This is a genomic window from Myxococcales bacterium (assembly GCA_016706225.1).
Lineage (GTDB): Bacteria > Myxococcota_A > Polyangia > Polyangiales > Polyangiaceae > JADJKB01.
This window is the reverse complement of record JADJKB010000010.1, coordinates 259,354-273,185: the sequence shown is the minus strand read 5'-3', so window position 1 is coordinate 273,185 and position 13,832 is coordinate 259,354. Positions and strand designations below refer to the sequence as shown.

10 protein-coding genes and 1 pseudogene are annotated in these 13,832 nt (G+C 68.9%); 8 read left to right on the top strand and 3 right to left on the bottom strand.

All coding sequences use genetic code 11. From position 1 onward, the window contains the following. Positions 1–59: 59 nt before the first annotated feature. Both IPI67_19110 and IPI67_19105 read right to left on the bottom strand, forming a co-directional pair. Positions 60–971 carry a DUF4190 domain-containing protein gene (locus tag IPI67_19110; GenBank protein MBK7582302.1) on the bottom strand — a complete coding sequence of 304 codons (912 nt, stop codon included), beginning with the start codon at positions 969–971 and terminating at the stop codon, positions 60–62. Between the two features lie 68 nt (positions 972–1,039). After that, entirely contained in the window at positions 1,040–1,693 is a 654-nt protein-coding gene (locus IPI67_19105) for a hypothetical protein (protein ID MBK7582301.1), read from the bottom strand. A gap of 72 nt (positions 1,694–1,765) precedes the next feature. Between IPI67_19105 and IPI67_19100 the strand changes: the two genes are divergently transcribed. The 4 genes from IPI67_19100 to IPI67_19085 all read left to right on the top strand — a co-directional run bounded on the left by IPI67_19100 (position 1,766) and on the right by IPI67_19085 (position 10,277). Next, positions 1,766–2,575: a tetratricopeptide repeat protein gene (locus IPI67_19100; protein ID MBK7582300.1), complete on the top strand. Its 810-nt coding sequence runs from the start codon at positions 1,766–1,768 to the stop codon at positions 2,573–2,575. After that, entirely contained in the window at positions 2,575–3,804 is a 1,230-nt protein-coding gene (locus IPI67_19095) for a hypothetical protein (GenBank protein MBK7582299.1), read from the top strand. Before IPI67_19100 ends, IPI67_19095 begins: the two co-directional genes overlap by 1 nt. A gap of 28 nt (positions 3,805–3,832) precedes the next feature. Then, positions 3,833–5,293, top strand: a complete 1,461-nt coding sequence (locus IPI67_19090; GenBank protein ID MBK7582298.1) for a serine/threonine protein kinase — start codon at positions 3,833–3,835, stop codon at positions 5,291–5,293. Positions 5,294–5,375: 82 nt separating this feature from the next. After that, positions 5,376–10,277 carry a hypothetical protein gene (locus IPI67_19085; protein ID MBK7582297.1) on the top strand — a complete coding sequence of 1,634 codons (4,902 nt, stop codon included), beginning with the start codon at positions 5,376–5,378 and terminating at the stop codon, positions 10,275–10,277. Between the two features lie 28 nt (positions 10,278–10,305). Here IPI67_19085 and IPI67_19080 read toward each other — a convergent pair whose 3' ends face one another. Continuing rightward, positions 10,306–11,265: an LD-carboxypeptidase gene (locus tag IPI67_19080; GenBank protein ID MBK7582296.1), complete on the bottom strand. Its 960-nt coding sequence runs from the start codon at positions 11,263–11,265 to the stop codon at positions 10,306–10,308. A gap of 75 nt (positions 11,266–11,340) precedes the next feature. Between IPI67_19080 and IPI67_19075 the strand changes: the two genes are divergently transcribed. The 4 genes and pseudogenes from IPI67_19075 (at position 11,341) to IPI67_19060 (ending at position 13,805) form a co-directional block, all read left to right on the top strand. Next, positions 11,341–12,267 (top strand): acyltransferase family protein, encoded by a 927-nt coding sequence (locus IPI67_19075; GenBank protein MBK7582295.1) that lies wholly within the window; start codon positions 11,341–11,343, stop codon positions 12,265–12,267. Positions 12,268–12,273: 6 nt separating this feature from the next. Then, positions 12,274–13,309: pseudogene (locus IPI67_19070) on the top strand (NAD-dependent epimerase/dehydratase family protein). Then, a complete protein-coding gene (locus tag IPI67_19065; GenBank protein MBK7582294.1) occupies positions 13,306–13,560 on the top strand; it encodes a hypothetical protein in 255 nt (84 codons plus the stop codon). The pseudogene IPI67_19070 and the gene IPI67_19065 overlap by 4 nt, the downstream one beginning before the upstream one ends. Beyond that, positions 13,557–13,805: a hypothetical protein gene (locus tag IPI67_19060; protein ID MBK7582293.1), complete on the top strand. Its 249-nt coding sequence runs from the start codon at positions 13,557–13,559 to the stop codon at positions 13,803–13,805. The genes IPI67_19065 and IPI67_19060 overlap by 4 nt, the downstream gene beginning before the upstream one ends. Positions 13,806–13,832 lie beyond the last annotated feature (27 nt).

Below are 13,832 nucleotides of genomic sequence, written 5' to 3'. Positions count from 1 at the left end.
GCGAATGATCGTCGGATTTTGCCGGTGAAACGCGGGTTCTGGGCGCAACCGGCGGAGTGTCACAGGGAGGTCTCGTCCTCGCGCCGCGGGCCGCGCCAGGTCTCGCGCCGCTTGTCGTACCGACCCCGGACGAAATTGCCCAGCACCGGCGCGATATTACGCGGAACATCCTCGTCCCACTCGCCGCCATTGACGTAGTCCGTTGGACGGTTGGCCGCTCCGAGCAGGGCGAACCCCGGCACCTTGCCCACCGGGATCCCGAGGAAGCTGAGGTCCTGGCTGAAGTCTCGCGTGTTGACGCGGACCAAACGGATCTGCTCGAGCGCCGTCTGCATTTTTGCGTCAGCGAGCGAGGCCGCCACGCCGTTGCAGGGTTGGCAATCGTCGAGCACCACCCACAGCAGGACCTTCTTGCCGTCGACCGCCGCCGCCTTGCGTTGTGTTTCGAGCTCGCGGGACAAAGACGGGACATCCGCATCGAGGTCGACCAGATCGACCTTGCCGACCCGTGTGATGATCACCCCGCCCTGGTGCGACGCAGAGGTCTTCGGTCCGGGGGCAGTGGGCGGCGCGGTCGGTGAAGTGGGTAGCAGCGTGGGCGCAGGTGCCGGGGCTACGACGGGGGCGACGGGCGTCACCGATGACGAGGGCGCGCCGGCCCAGGCCAGGATCGCGGCGAGTCCGGCAATCGACGCGATCAGGTTCAGAGCGCCCAAGATCGCGCCGCTGATGGCCAGTCCAGTGCCGGTTCGGGCGCCTTCGGAGCGGGAGATCTCGCCCTTGGCGACGATGCCGAGGGTCAGGGCGAGCAGGCCGCCGACGGCCGGCACGCAGGTGAACCCGAGCACTCCGAGCACCAGGGCCCAGATCGCTAGCCCGCTGGTCTGCGCAGGACCGGCCGCCGCGGCGTCGAGCGTGTCGGGCCGGCGGCCAGGCAGGTAGGGGTCGGGGATGGGCGCGCCGTCGGTCACGAGGTCAGCGCAGTATAACCGCTTCGGCCGGGAGGCGCCTGGCACTGTGGGAGCTTGCGGTGCGCGGCTCAGAAGCCGACGCCGACGGTTGCCAGCGCCAGCACGTAGGCCTTGCTGTTCGGTGCGTCGCTGCCACGAATCGCGGGCACGGCGGCGATCACGTCGATGGACGCGCGAGCGTCGGTGTCGCGAATGGGCAACGCATACTGCAGCGTGCCCCGCAGGGTGCCCACGCCAATGGTGTGAGTCGCGGTCCCCCCTGCGGGAGCGGCCAGCTGAATGCGGGCCGCGGCGGCCCCGGCACCGAGGATCGGGTGCAGGGGGCCGGTGTGGTTGAAGTCGAGCCAGAGCTCCCCGCCATACTGGGACAGGCCGCGTTCACCTCCGACGCGAACCCAAGCGCCGCTCAGGCGGATCCCGGCGGCCTTTTCGCCCACGTCGACCGCTGCGTACAGGCCGCCATCGGGGCTGTTCTCGGAGATCCTGAGCACGGGCCCGGTGTGGATCCTCACCGTCGAGCTCGGCCGGTAGTACGAGTCCTCGTACGGGCGGTCGTAGGGGCGGTCGTACGGCCGATCGTACGGGTGATCGTAGCCGTCATAGGGCCTCGAGCCCGCGACCACCGGACCCGGCTGGTCCGGTGGTTGGGCGAAGGGTTCCCCCGCGGCCAGGCCGGGGGCGGTGAAAAGGAGCGCAAGCGCGGCGGTTACCAGGTGCCTCATCGGGTCCTCCAAGCGGGTTCGCCGAAAGGAACGCGGGAACGGGCCCGTCGCTTACGCTATGGTTCGGTCGGAATGCGAGTTGCGCTGACGGTGCTCTGGCTCGGCGTCGTGTCGGCGGGTGTGATTTCCGCCGGCGCGGCCCAGGCGCAGGCGCCCGAGCACGGCGCCGCGGCCGCGAAGAAACACTTCGTGAACGCCAAGAAGTCCTACAAAGCGGGGGCGTATCGCGAGGCGATCTCGGAGTTGAACCAGGCCATCGCGCTCGATCCCAACGGCAAGGACCTCTTTTACAACCTGGGCCTCGTCCACGAGAAGCTGGGAGAGGTCGACGAGGCCATCGTGGCCTTCAAGCGATACTCGGAGCTGGAGACGGACACCGACGAGCTCGAGAAGGCGATCCAGACCGTGCGCCGGCTCGAGGGTGCCCGGGACGAGCTGGCGAAGAAACGGGATGAGGAGGCGCGCGCCCTCGAGGCGAACGAGGACAAGCCGCCGCCCCTGGCCGCCGCTCCCCGAGCAGACACCCAAACACCCGCGGACAAACCCAAGAAGGGGCGGCTCGACGCTTGGGTGTACACGACGGGTGGGGTTGCGATCGCCGCGCTCGGTGTCGGCATCTACTACGGCGTGCAGGCGCTCTCGACTCGTCAGAGCACCGAGGACGCGACAGGTAAGAACCTCAGCGTGTACGGGCTACAAGATCGCGCGAAGACTGCGCACGACCAGGCATTGGTGGCCGACATCGCGTTCACGGTCAGCGCGGCATCGGCTGGAGCCGCGGCGCTCTTTTACTTCACGCGGGACGCCAAACCCCGGGCAACCAGCGTCGGTGCGGTGGTCACACCCGGCTCTGGGTTCGTTGCGCTCGAGGGAGCGTTTTGATGCGAGCGCGGCTGACGGCGCTCGCGCTTGCCACGCTATCGGTCGGGCTCGCGCTCAGCTGCTCGGCCATGATCGAGGCGGAGCTCACACGTGTGAATTGTTCTTGGGAGGGCGCGATTGGTCCTCCCGCCTGCCCCGGGGGGCAAATGTGCCGGTCCGGGGTCTGCGCGCCGTGCGCGTCCACGGACATCTGCGGTGACGGTCAGGACAACGACTGTGACGGGCTGGTCGACGACGGCTGCGACGATGCGGGAGTGGGTGGCGATGGCGCGACCGGCGGTTCGGGTGGCAGCGCGGCCAGCGGTGGGACTTCCGGCGGGGCGGGCGGGGTTGCGGGTAGTGTCGCGACGGGTGGTGGTGGCGGGCTGTCCGGCACTGGTGGTGTGGCAGGCGCCGCGGGGAGCGGTGGCGGCGGAACCGGTGGCGCCGGCGGAACCGGGGGTAGCGGCGGGAGCGTTGCCGGTGAGCTCGGCTCGCCGTGCGCGGCAACGAGCAACTGCAACACCGGGCTCTTTTGTGAAAATCCGGCGGTGTTCGGCGCAGCGACCGGCCCCACGGTTTGTATGAGTGGCTGTTGCAAGAGCGAAGACTGCGGCAACGAAGCGAACGTTTGTTTTCCGGCGGTCGGCGGCGGCAGTGCCTGTGTGCCGGCGGCGTCCGTCGGGCGCGGGCCGCTCGGAACCAAGGCAGCTGGCGCGGCCTGCGGAGCCAACTCGGAGTGTCGCTCCGGCCTGTGCGACGCCAAGCAGTGCTTCGACACTTGCTGCGGCGATTCCGGCTGTTCGGGCTCGCAGTACTGCGTGCGGCGAACGCTGCCGGGCACCAGTCGGCTGGTGATGGCGTGTGGCACGAACATCGGCAACGGCGGCTTCCTCGCCTTCTGCAGCTCCGGGTCGTCCGCCTGTCAAAGTGGACTCTGTCTCAACACGATCCCCGCCGTGTGCTCGAAGACCTGTTGCACATCCAAAGACTGCGCGGGGTCCGTGAGCTTGGCGTGTGTTCAGAACAGCGGCATCCGATTTTGCGGAAACTACTCGGGGGGGACCAAGCTCCTCGGCGCGACCTGCACCGACAGCACGGAATGCAAGTCGGGACACTGTCTGGGGCCGACCGGAGGCCCTTATTATTGCTCCGATACCTGCTGCAGCGACTTCGACTGCGGGGCCGGCTTCGGCTGCCGCCCCGCGACGCTCGGCAGCACGAACTACTTGCTCTGCCTCAAGTTGTAGGTCAATGAGTCAGGCCTGACGCCGGGTGATGGCCGAGGACGACTACGACGACGAAGCGCCGACTTTGCCCCCCTTGGATCCGAGGTCGGGACCGGTTTGTCCGCGCTGTTACGCCAAGCTCAGCCTCGGCGACGCCCTCGAACCGGGAGAGCTGCCGCGCTGTCCCAAACACGGGCTGCCTTACGTTGACGCACGCGAGGTCGTCGAGAGCGGCGGCGACGCGCTGCTCGGTAGCTCGGTAGCGGGGCGCTTCACGATTCTGGCTCGCGTGGGCGCCGGCTCGATGGGGGCCGTGTACCGCGCACGCCAGGACGCGGTCGGGCGTGACGTCGCCCTGAAGATCGTACACGGCGAACGGGCCTACGACGCCGAGACGAAAGTGCGCTTCGAACGCGAGGCCCGCGCGACGAGCGCGCTCGTCAGCCCGCACACCGTGACCGTGTTCGATTTTGGTGAGGCCGCGGACGGCTCCTGGTTTCTGGCAATGGAACTGCTCGAGGGGGCCACCCTTGGCGAGCAACTGCGGCGTGTGCCGCGCTTCAGCGCAGCGGACGCGGTGCGCATTGCACGCCAGGCCGCCGTGTCCTTGAGCGAGGCGCACGCCAAGGGCATCGTCCACCGCGATCTCAAACCCGACAACCTCTTCCTGGCCAAGGTGCCCGTACAAGGCGGGGCCCTCGACGAGGTCGTGAAGGTGCTCGATTTCGGCATCGCGAAGCTGGTGCATGGCGACGAACGGCGCATGGATCAGCTGGAAACGCAGGCCGGAACGGTCTTCGGTACGCCGCGCTACATGTCGCCGGAGCAAGCTCAGGGTGCTCCGCTCGACGCGCGCACCGATCTGTATTCGCTTGGCGTCATCTTGTACCAAATGCTCGCCGGCCGTCCGCCGTTCGTGGACGACGACGCGGTGGTGGTCATGGCCTGCCACATCAAGGAGCCGCCGCCGGCGTTTGCCGAAGTGGCGCCGGAGGCGTACGTTCCCTTGGCGCTCGAGGCCGTCGTGCGCCGAGCCTTGCAAAAAAATCCCGACGCGCGCCACCAGTCGGCGGAAGCCTTCATCGTCGATCTCGACGTTGCGCTTGCGCAGAGCGGAGCGCAGGGGACAGGCTTGCACGCGACGAGCTGGGTCACACCGCCGGAGCGCAAGCTGGCGGGGTCCCGCACGCGCGTGCTGGTGGCTGGCCTCGCAGCGATGGCGGCGCTGGGCACCGGAGGTTTCCTGCTGGTCAAAAAGCTGGCCGCGCCGCCCGCGCTGCAAGCGGGTCCGCCGGAGCCGAATCAGGGCGGCCTGGCTCCGCCGGTTGGCTCGGAGCCGGCTGCCGCGCTCGCCCCGACCCCGATTGCCTCGGCCGAGCCGGAGGTCGACCCGCAGCCGGACGCCGGACGTCGCCCGCGGGCACGAAAGCTCCCTCGACTGCCGCCGCCCACGACTCCCGCTCTGCCTCCCGCGCCCGCCAAGCCCGAGGGCTACGGCCGCTTCGAGTGACGGCCCCGCGAAAGTAGCGGGCAAATGTCGATGTAAACCCGCGTTGCGGCTGCAAGATGCCGCGTGTTAGGGTGCCGCCGGCATGGACCCCCGCGAGATGAAGGCGCTGGTTCAGCGCCTGGTCCACAACCCGCACGATCAGGAGGCAGTCCGATATGCGCACCATGCGGGGCAGAGCGACCCTCGGTCGTATGCGATGCTTTTGGAGAAGGTCGGGACGGCGACCCAAGATCCAACCTTCGCGTGCCACTGGCTGACCGAAGCCGCACAGGTCTGGTCCGAGACGCTGGGCGACGCGCACCGCGCAGCGCGGGCGTTGATGATCGCCATCGACCGCGACCCGACCCAGCCCGCACCAGCCGACCGCCTCGCCACGCTCTACCGCGAGAAGGGCGATCAGAAGGCGCTGGCCGCGCTGCTCGAGCGGCGGGCCAAGGCTCTGGCCCCCACGGCGCAGCAAGATCCGGAGATGCGCGCGCACGTGGCCGGCATCCACGAAGAGCTCGGTCGGCTGTGGGCGGACCCGCCGCTCTCGCAGCCCAAGAAGGCCATCGAGAACTTTCGCCGCGCGCTCGACTACGACCCCCAGAGTCAGTACGCGATCTACTCGGTCCGCGAGGCCCTGAAGACCGCGCAGCAGTACGCCGACGCGATCCCGTACTTCTCGATGGAAATCGCGCTGACCGACGATCCCGAGCGCCAGGTCGCGCTGTATCGTGACGAGGCCGACGTGCGAAAGCTCGCCGGCGATCTCGGCGGCGCGACGGACGCGCTGCGCCACGCTCGCACCGTCGACGGCGGTCAAGATGCCGGGCTCAAGCAGCAGTTTGCGGCCCTGGTACTGGAGCGCAAACAGGGCGGCGATCAGCTGCACCCCAGCGAGGCAGGGGAGGCCGCACGGCTGTTCGTCGAGCTGGCCGAGGAATACTCCGGCGACCACGGCCTGTCGTACTCGAGCTGCGCGCTCGACCTCGATCCGACGGATGACCGCGCGGTCCAGCTCGCCATGTATTACGCCGGGCAGAGCGGTCGTGAGGCCTCGATTGCCACGAAGGTCGCGAGCTACCTCAAGGCGAACCCGCAGGGCGCCATGGTGGCCGATGCTCGCGCGCTGGTATCGCGCGCGATGCAGTCCGACGAGGGCGCCGACGACTCGATGCTCGATGCGCTCGCGCCCGCGGCCGACGCACCGAACCCAGAGCGAGTGCGCGGCCTGCTCGACGTTGCGGACGCCCTGACGCGCAAGAACAAAAAGACCGAGGCCGCCGGCAAATACTCCGAGGTGCTGGAGCTCGACCCGGCCAACCCCGACGCGCTGACCTTCATGGAAGCGCACCTGCGGCAGTCGCGGAAATACGCGGACCTGCGCGACGTGCTTTTGTCTGCGGCCAAGACCCCGGGCGTCGACATCGACTCACGCAAGGGCTGGCTGCGAGAAATCGCCGGGCTGTGCGAGACGCAGTTGCGAGATCTGGATACGGCGATCTCCGCCCTCAAGCAGCTGGTCAGCCTGGACCGCGGCGACGAAGGGCCGAAAGCGCAGCTGAAGCGCTTGCTCGAGCGCACCAGCCGCTGGGACGACCTGGCGACGTTGCTCGAGCAAGAGGCCGAACAGACCTCCGATCTCGAGACGCGGATCTCGATGGAGAAGGCCCTTGCGAAGCTGCACGAGCAGAAGCGCAAGGATCTGGTGGCGGCCGGCGAGGCCTGGGCGCGCATCGCGGGACTGGCGCCGGAGGACGACAGCGCCATTCACACCGCGATCAAGATGTTCGAGCGCAGCCAGCGTCTCGATCTGGCCGCGCAGGTGATCTCCGACAACGTCGGCACGGTGAGCGACGAGGCCGAACGCGCACAGCTGTTCAAGAAGCTCGGCGAGCTGCGCGAAGCGGCCGGGGAGCACCTGGCAGCGGGTGACGCGTTTTCCGAGGCCGCGTCGAAGGGCGGGGACGCTGGTTTGTGGGAGGCGGCGGAGCGCTGTTTTGCCCAGGCCAGCGCGTGGGAGCAGGCGGCGGGGGCGGCGGAGCGGCGCGCCGAGTACGCCCAGAAACCGAAAGATCAGGCGGCGCTGTTCGCGAAATCGGCCGAGTACCTCACCCAGGGTGGGGACGAAGGCACGGCGGTGACGCGGTTGGAGCAGGCCACGGATCTCGACCCGACCAACGACGCCCTCGCGCTCTTGCTCGAGGAGCGCTACGCCGCATCCGAGCGCTCGCTGGATCTCACGGCGTTCTTGCTGCGACGTGCCGAGAAGCTGACGGACAAGGAGCTGCGGGTCAGCTTGCGCAAGCGCGCCTCGCAGATCCAGCAGGAACAGCTCTCGGATCTGGATGGAGCGCGCGCAAGCCTGGTGCTCTTGCTCAGTGATGCCGACGACGCCGATGCCTTGTCGTGGCTCGCCGACGACTCCGAAGCACGCGGTGAGTGGGCCGACGCCACAGAGTACCTCCACCGGCTGGCCCGCACGTCCGGCGACGACGCGACCCGAGCCAGCGTGATGTTGCGCGAGGCGCGCATCGTGGCGGATGGCCTGGACGACAAAGAAGGCGCGATCGAACGCTACGAGCGCGTGCTCAAAGACCACGATCCGAAGAACACCGAAGCCCTCGAGGCAGTCGCGGCCCTCCACGAAAAGCGAGGCGATCCCAAGGGCACGGCCGACGCCTGCGAGCGTTTGCTGGTCGCCGTCGCGGATGCGCAGCACCGGCTCGAGATTGCGCAGAAGCTGGCCGGCCTCTACGAGGGTGAGATCGACGACCCGCAGTCGGCCATTCGGGTGCTCGACATCATTCGTGCGCTGGACGAAGAGGACTACGACGCGGTTCAGCGCCTGGCGACACTGTGCGAGCGGGTCGAGGACTGGCCGCGGGTCGCCGAGCTGATGCGAGTCCTGGTCGAGGTCGAGGGCGACGAAGCCGAGGTCAGCACGATGACCCGGCGCCTGGCCGAGGTGCTCGAGGACAAGGTCGGCCGCGGCGACGAGGCTCTGGCGGCGCTGATGGGCGTGGCGGATCAGGGGGACGAAGCCTGTCGCGACGGGTACGTCGAGCTGGGGGACCGCCTGGGCTGGAAGGGCATCGTCGCGACCAAGCTAGTGGAGTGGTACGCGGAGGCGCCTGTCGGGCCGAAGCGGCACGAGGCGCTGCGCGGAGCGTTTCAGCGTTTCGTCGAGGTCGGGCGCGAGGCCGACGCGGCTCAGGTCGGGCAAGAGTTGATCCGGACCCGTGGCGCTGATGCGAGCATCGCGAAGAACCTGGAAGAGATCGCGGTCAAGCTTCGAGACCTCGAGTCCTTGGGTGCGGCCCATGACCTCCTGGTCCAAGAGCTGACCGGCCCGAGCCGCGCCGAAGAAATGGTGCGACAGGCGGAGTTGTTGGTCGCTGCCGGGGTCGATCCCCAGGAAGCGCTCCAGCATGGGGAACAAGCGCTCTCGAGCGTGGGCCCCGGCGACGTCGAGCCACTGCTCGAGCGGCTCGGGCGCCTGGCGTTTGCGGCCGGTCACGTGATCGATCTCTACGAGCGACAGATCGTGCGCTGCAAGGCCCCCGGTGATCGCTTGAACGCCCTCGCGCGGGCCGCCGAGGTGGCAGCCGATCACGACGCACTCGACCGCGCGCGGGGTTTCTTCGACCTCACGCTCGGGGCGGGCGTCCAGGAAGACACGCTCGAGGCGCTGGAAGATGTGGCGCGCACCAGCGACCATCGGCGAGGGGACAGCAAACTCACGGGCATCCTGGCGGACGCGCTGGCAGCAGGCGGGCAAGGCTCGCGCGACGGCGGGCGGACCCGCAGCGCGCTGCTCCGGCGCGCGGCCCAGCTCGCCTATCGGGATCTGGGTGACATCGACAAGGCGTTCAAGTGGGTGGGCGACGCCATCGTCACGCACGTCGACGATCCCGGACTCGACGCTCTGGACGAGCTGTCCAAAGAGGTGGGTGACATGCGGCGGTCGGAGGTCGTGCTGTCGCGCGCACTCGAAGAGGTCTTCGACGGCCCGCTCGTCCGCAAGCTGCTCGCGCGCCGCGCGGAGCTGCGCAGTGGAGCGCTGGACGATCGCGCGGGTGCGGCCACGGATCTCAAACGCCTGCACGATCTGTCACCCTCCGACACCGCCGTGACCGATCAGCTGCTCGCGCTCTACACCGAGCTCGAAGACTTCAAGGGCATGGTGCAGCTGTACGAGGACATGATCCTGCGCGGGAAGGATCCCGCGTCGCGCGCCGAGCTCGCGCGCAAGGTCGCGCGGCTGTGGGAAGAGAAGCTCGTCGATTACCGCGAAGCCGCCGATGCTTGGCGGCGCGTCCTGCGCATGAAGAGCGGTGATCCCGAGGCGACGGAGGGGCTCGAGCGCGCCAAGGCGGGCATGCTGAACAAGCCGAGCCGACCCCCGCCGGTCGCCATGCCCACCCCAGCGCCCGCCAAGGTGACCCCGAAGGCGGAGGCCGATCTTCTGCCGGCCTTCCCCCTGAAGAGCTCCCCGGAGCTGCAGCTGGTCACCCAGCCCAACGCCGCCGAGGCGTTCGATGCCGCGATGTCGACGGAGCCGGACGTGGAGGGGGACGAGGAAGAGGAAGCGGACGATCAGAGTCCGACCATCCCACCGGTCGCGCCTCACTTCGCGCCGACGCCGACCAAACCTGCGCGGCCCGATCTCAGCTTCCCGGGTGACGACGAGATCACCATGAGCGGGTCCATCTCGGGACTGGTGGAAGACACGACGGATCGCACCCAGGCGCCGGAAGCCGATGCCGAGCTGGCCGCGGGCGAGGATGCGGCACCGCCACCGCCGCCGCCCGCGCCCACCGCGCCGCCGCCGCCCCCTTCGCGATCCAATCCGCCGTCGCCGCCCGACTTCGCCTTCGACGACTCCGACGAGGTCACCCACCACGACGTGAGCCCGCTCGACCGCGCCGAAGGTGAAGAGGTCGACGACGAAGAGCTGATGGTCGACGACGACGAGATCGTCGACGACGAGCCGATCTGAGCGTCGAACTCGAGCGTCCCGAGACGGGTCATCGAGCAGGAAACAGGCTGAGGCAGCCGTCGGCGACACGGGCGGGCGCGCCGAGCACGAGCGGTGTGTTGTGTTTGCCGTGGCCGGCGGGCACTCCGGCGACCACGGGCACTCCGAGCTCTTCCAGCCGCTCGCGCACCGCGTCTTCAGCGGGCACGCCGTGAGGCCCCGTCGGGCAGTCGGTGAGCTCGCCGACCGCAACCGCGGAGACTCGATCCAGCGCACCGCCGCACATCAGCGCGGTCAACATGCGGTCGAGGCGGTAGGCGCTCTCGGTGACGTCCTCGATGAACAGCACCGCGCCATCGGGAACGAACAGACGTCCGGCCGCAGCCAGCGTGAAGAGCACGGTGAGATTGCCGCCGAACAGCGTGCCCTCGGCGGAGCCGCCGCGCCAGGACGCGAGCCCGGAGAAATGCCGCTCCGCCGCTGGGTTCTCCAGCGCATCGATGAAGGCCTGGCGCCCGTGCGCGTCGCCACGTCCCAGCCCGGCGCAGTTGTGGGCGTGGAGCGACGCGATCCCGAGCCGCGCGCACTCGACGTGCAGCGCCGTCACGTCGGAGAAACCGACGATCCACTTCGGGTCGCGGGCGAGCTGCGCCAGCGCTGAGCGGTGCAGGATCCGGGTCAGACCGTAGCCACCGCGGGCGGCAACCACGGCGCGAACGTGGCTGGCGCTGAGGGCCTGGTCGAGCTCTCTGCGGCGCCGCTCGTCGGGCCCAGCCAGAAATCCCCGCCGCTCGAACATTCCCCAGTCGAAGTCGACCCGGTAGCGGTGGCGCAGGAACCCGGCGCCACACAGCGCCAGCGTGCGATCGAACGGGCCGGACGGGGCGATGATGCGGACGGCATCACCGGGACGGAGAGCGGGGGGAAGGCGCACCGGTGTGCATCGTGCCCTCGAAGCCCCGGGTCGGTCGAGATCCGCGCGAACCGTGAGGGGGGCCCGACCCCGCATGGCGCCGGGCTCCGCGCCATTCCGGGCACACCGGCGGCGCGCCCCGGCTTCTTCCGTGTAGTAGAGTCGGCGCCGATGCCCGTGCGGACCGCGCTCGCTCGCATCGGCGACGTCGCCGCCGAAGATTTCCTGCCCATGGTTGGAAGGGTCTGGGGAGGGGCGCGCCGTTCGTTCGACGCCCTCGCGGTCAAGACCGTGGGCCCCGACTTCGAGGCCCGTGCGCGCTCGCTCCAGGCTCGTTACGCCGATGCCGGGGGTGACCCGTTTGGTTTCGACGTGCAGACGGCGAAGTACGCGCTGATGACCTGCGCCTTCTTTCATCGGCTCTGGTTTCGCACCGAGGTCCGCGGGCTCGACAACGTGCCCGAAGGGCGGGCCCTGCTGATTGCCAATCACTCGGGGCAAATCCCCATCGACGGCGCGATGATCGGCTCAGCCCTGTTCCTCGACCACGATCCGCCGCGCATGATCCGCGCGATGGTCGAGAAGTGGTCCCAGACGCTGCCGTTCGTCTCGACCTTCTTCAGCCGGGTTGGCCAGGTGGTGGGCGTGCCCGAGAACGCACGCCGGCTGCTGATGATGGGCGAGCTGCTGTTGGTGTTTCCCGAAGGCACTCGGGGCATCAGCAAACCCTTCACCGAGCGTTACCAGCTTCAAGAGTTCGGTGTCGGGTTCATGCGCCTTGCGATCGAGACCGACACCCCCATCGTCCCGGTCGCCGTGGTCGGGGCCGAAGAGCAATACGTCAACATCGGCAACGTGCGCTGGCTGGCGCGCATGCTGGGCATGCCCATCTTCCCGATCATTCCCCAGGTCTTCGTGCCCGGTGGGCAGATGCCGCTGCCGACGAAGTACCACGTCACCTTCGGTGAGCCGCTGCGCTTTCAGGGTGACGCCGACGAGGATGACGCAGTGATCGAGGAGAAGGTCGCGGTCGTGCGTCACTGCATTCAGAGCATGCTCAATCGCGGCCTGAAGGAGCGCAAGAACCTGTTCTTCTGAGCGGCCATGGTCAAGCGATCCCCCAGCAAGAAACCGGCGCCCGAGCGGCGGCAGGTCGACCGACGCGCAAAGGGGCGCCGCGAGTCGGACGGCAAATCGGCGGACCGCATCGAGCAGGGCGCGGTGATCGTGACGGGGATCTGTGGGCGCCTCGGTCGTCGCCTCGCGCGACAGTTGCACCGCGAGCGGCCGGTGATCGGCCTCGATCGACGGGAGTTTCCCGGTCGTCCCAAGGACATCGAGCACCACACCATCGACCTGCGTCGAAAGAAGGCTCGGGAGATCTTCCGCAGACCCGAGATCAGTGCGCTCGTGCACCTGGGTGTGATGCACGACCCGAGGCTCGGCGCCGATGACCATCACACCTGGAACGTCATCGCCTTCCAGAAGCTGCTCGAGTACGTCGAGACCTACGACATTCCGAAGCTGGTCCTGCTCTCCAGCGCAAACGTGTATGGGCCCCGCCCGGACAATCCGCAGTTCATTGCCGAAGACGCACCACTGCTCGGGGCCAATCGCTTCAGCGAGATCCGAGATCTGATCGAGCTGGACATGCTGGCTCAGTCGTTCTTCTGGCGGAGCCCCCACACCGAGATCGTGATCCTGCGCCCGGCGCACATCCTGGGCACCGTCCAGAACGCACCCAGCAACTACCTGCGCTTGAAGGTGGTCCCCACGCTGCTCGGCTTCGATCCCATGATGCAGGTCGTGCACCAAGACGACGTCGTGCGGGCAATCCGCCTGGCGCTCCGGCCGGGCGCCCGCGGGATCTTCAACATTGCCGGCCCGCCTCCGGTCGCGCTCTCCCGAGCGCTCAAGCTGCTCGGGCGAACCACCCTGCCGGTGCCCCACGCCCTGGCGCGAACGGGGGTCGACCCGGCTCTGGCGCCTGCACATGACGAGTTTTCCGGCGCCCGAGCTGGATTTCATCCGCTACGTCTGTATGGTCGAGGACGCGCGAGCGCGGCAGGTGCTCGGGTACGCTCCCAAGTTCGACCTTCAAACGACCCTGGAAGCAGTCGACGAGGAACGCTGGGTATGACGCGATGGTTGTATGTCGTGATGCTGCTCGGGATCGGAGCTTGCTCCGGCAGGAAGTCGGATCCTCCGCCTCCGGCATCGAGCGCGCTGGTGCCCGCGGCGGCGCCGAACGCCCGGGGCACCATGGCCGCGGGCAGCGCACCGGTCCCGGGCCTCGCGGCTCCCGTGAACCCCGACGACGACGAGGAGCCCGCGCCTCCGCTCCCGCCACCGCCCGCCTCGGATCCGGTGGACTCGGGGGTGGCGTTATGAGGCACCCCGCGTTCTGGTGTTTGCTCGTGGGCATGGGGTTTTCGGCGTGCTCGGCGCGCCGCGAGCGGCCTCCGGGCCCGCCGCCGGAGTACGAGCGTCCCCAGGTGATGGAGTGGGACGCGGGCAAGCCCATCGACCCCTTCAACCAGGTCGAGGGTGAGGAAGTGACGGACGACGAGCCCGTGGACGCTGGGCAATCCGAGGCCGGGGACGCGGCTCCCCTCGCGCCGCCGGCCGAGCCCTGAGGCCCGGGGCGGTTGGCACGGGCGGCG

Coding starts and splice junctions, on each gene's coding strand:
- IPI67_19095 (MBK7582299.1), top strand. CDS start 2,575: ATGCGAGCGCGGCTGACGGCGCTCGCGCTTGCCACGCTATCGGTCGGG.
- IPI67_19080 (MBK7582296.1), bottom strand. CDS start 11,265: ATGCGGGGTCGGGCCCCCCTCACGGTTCGCGCGGATCTCGACCGACCC.
- IPI67_19085 (MBK7582297.1), top strand. CDS start 5,376: ATGGACCCCCGCGAGATGAAGGCGCTGGTTCAGCGCCTGGTCCACAAC.
- IPI67_19105 (MBK7582301.1), bottom strand. CDS start 1,693: ATGAGGCACCTGGTAACCGCCGCGCTTGCGCTCCTTTTCACCGCCCCC.
- IPI67_19060 (MBK7582293.1), top strand. CDS start 13,557: ATGAGGCACCCCGCGTTCTGGTGTTTGCTCGTGGGCATGGGGTTTTCG.
- IPI67_19100 (MBK7582300.1), top strand. CDS start 1,766: ATGCGAGTTGCGCTGACGGTGCTCTGGCTCGGCGTCGTGTCGGCGGGT.
- IPI67_19065 (MBK7582294.1), top strand. CDS start 13,306: ATGACGCGATGGTTGTATGTCGTGATGCTGCTCGGGATCGGAGCTTGC.
- IPI67_19090 (MBK7582298.1), top strand. CDS start 3,833: ATGGCCGAGGACGACTACGACGACGAAGCGCCGACTTTGCCCCCCTTG.
- IPI67_19075 (MBK7582295.1), top strand. CDS start 11,341: ATGCCCGTGCGGACCGCGCTCGCTCGCATCGGCGACGTCGCCGCCGAA.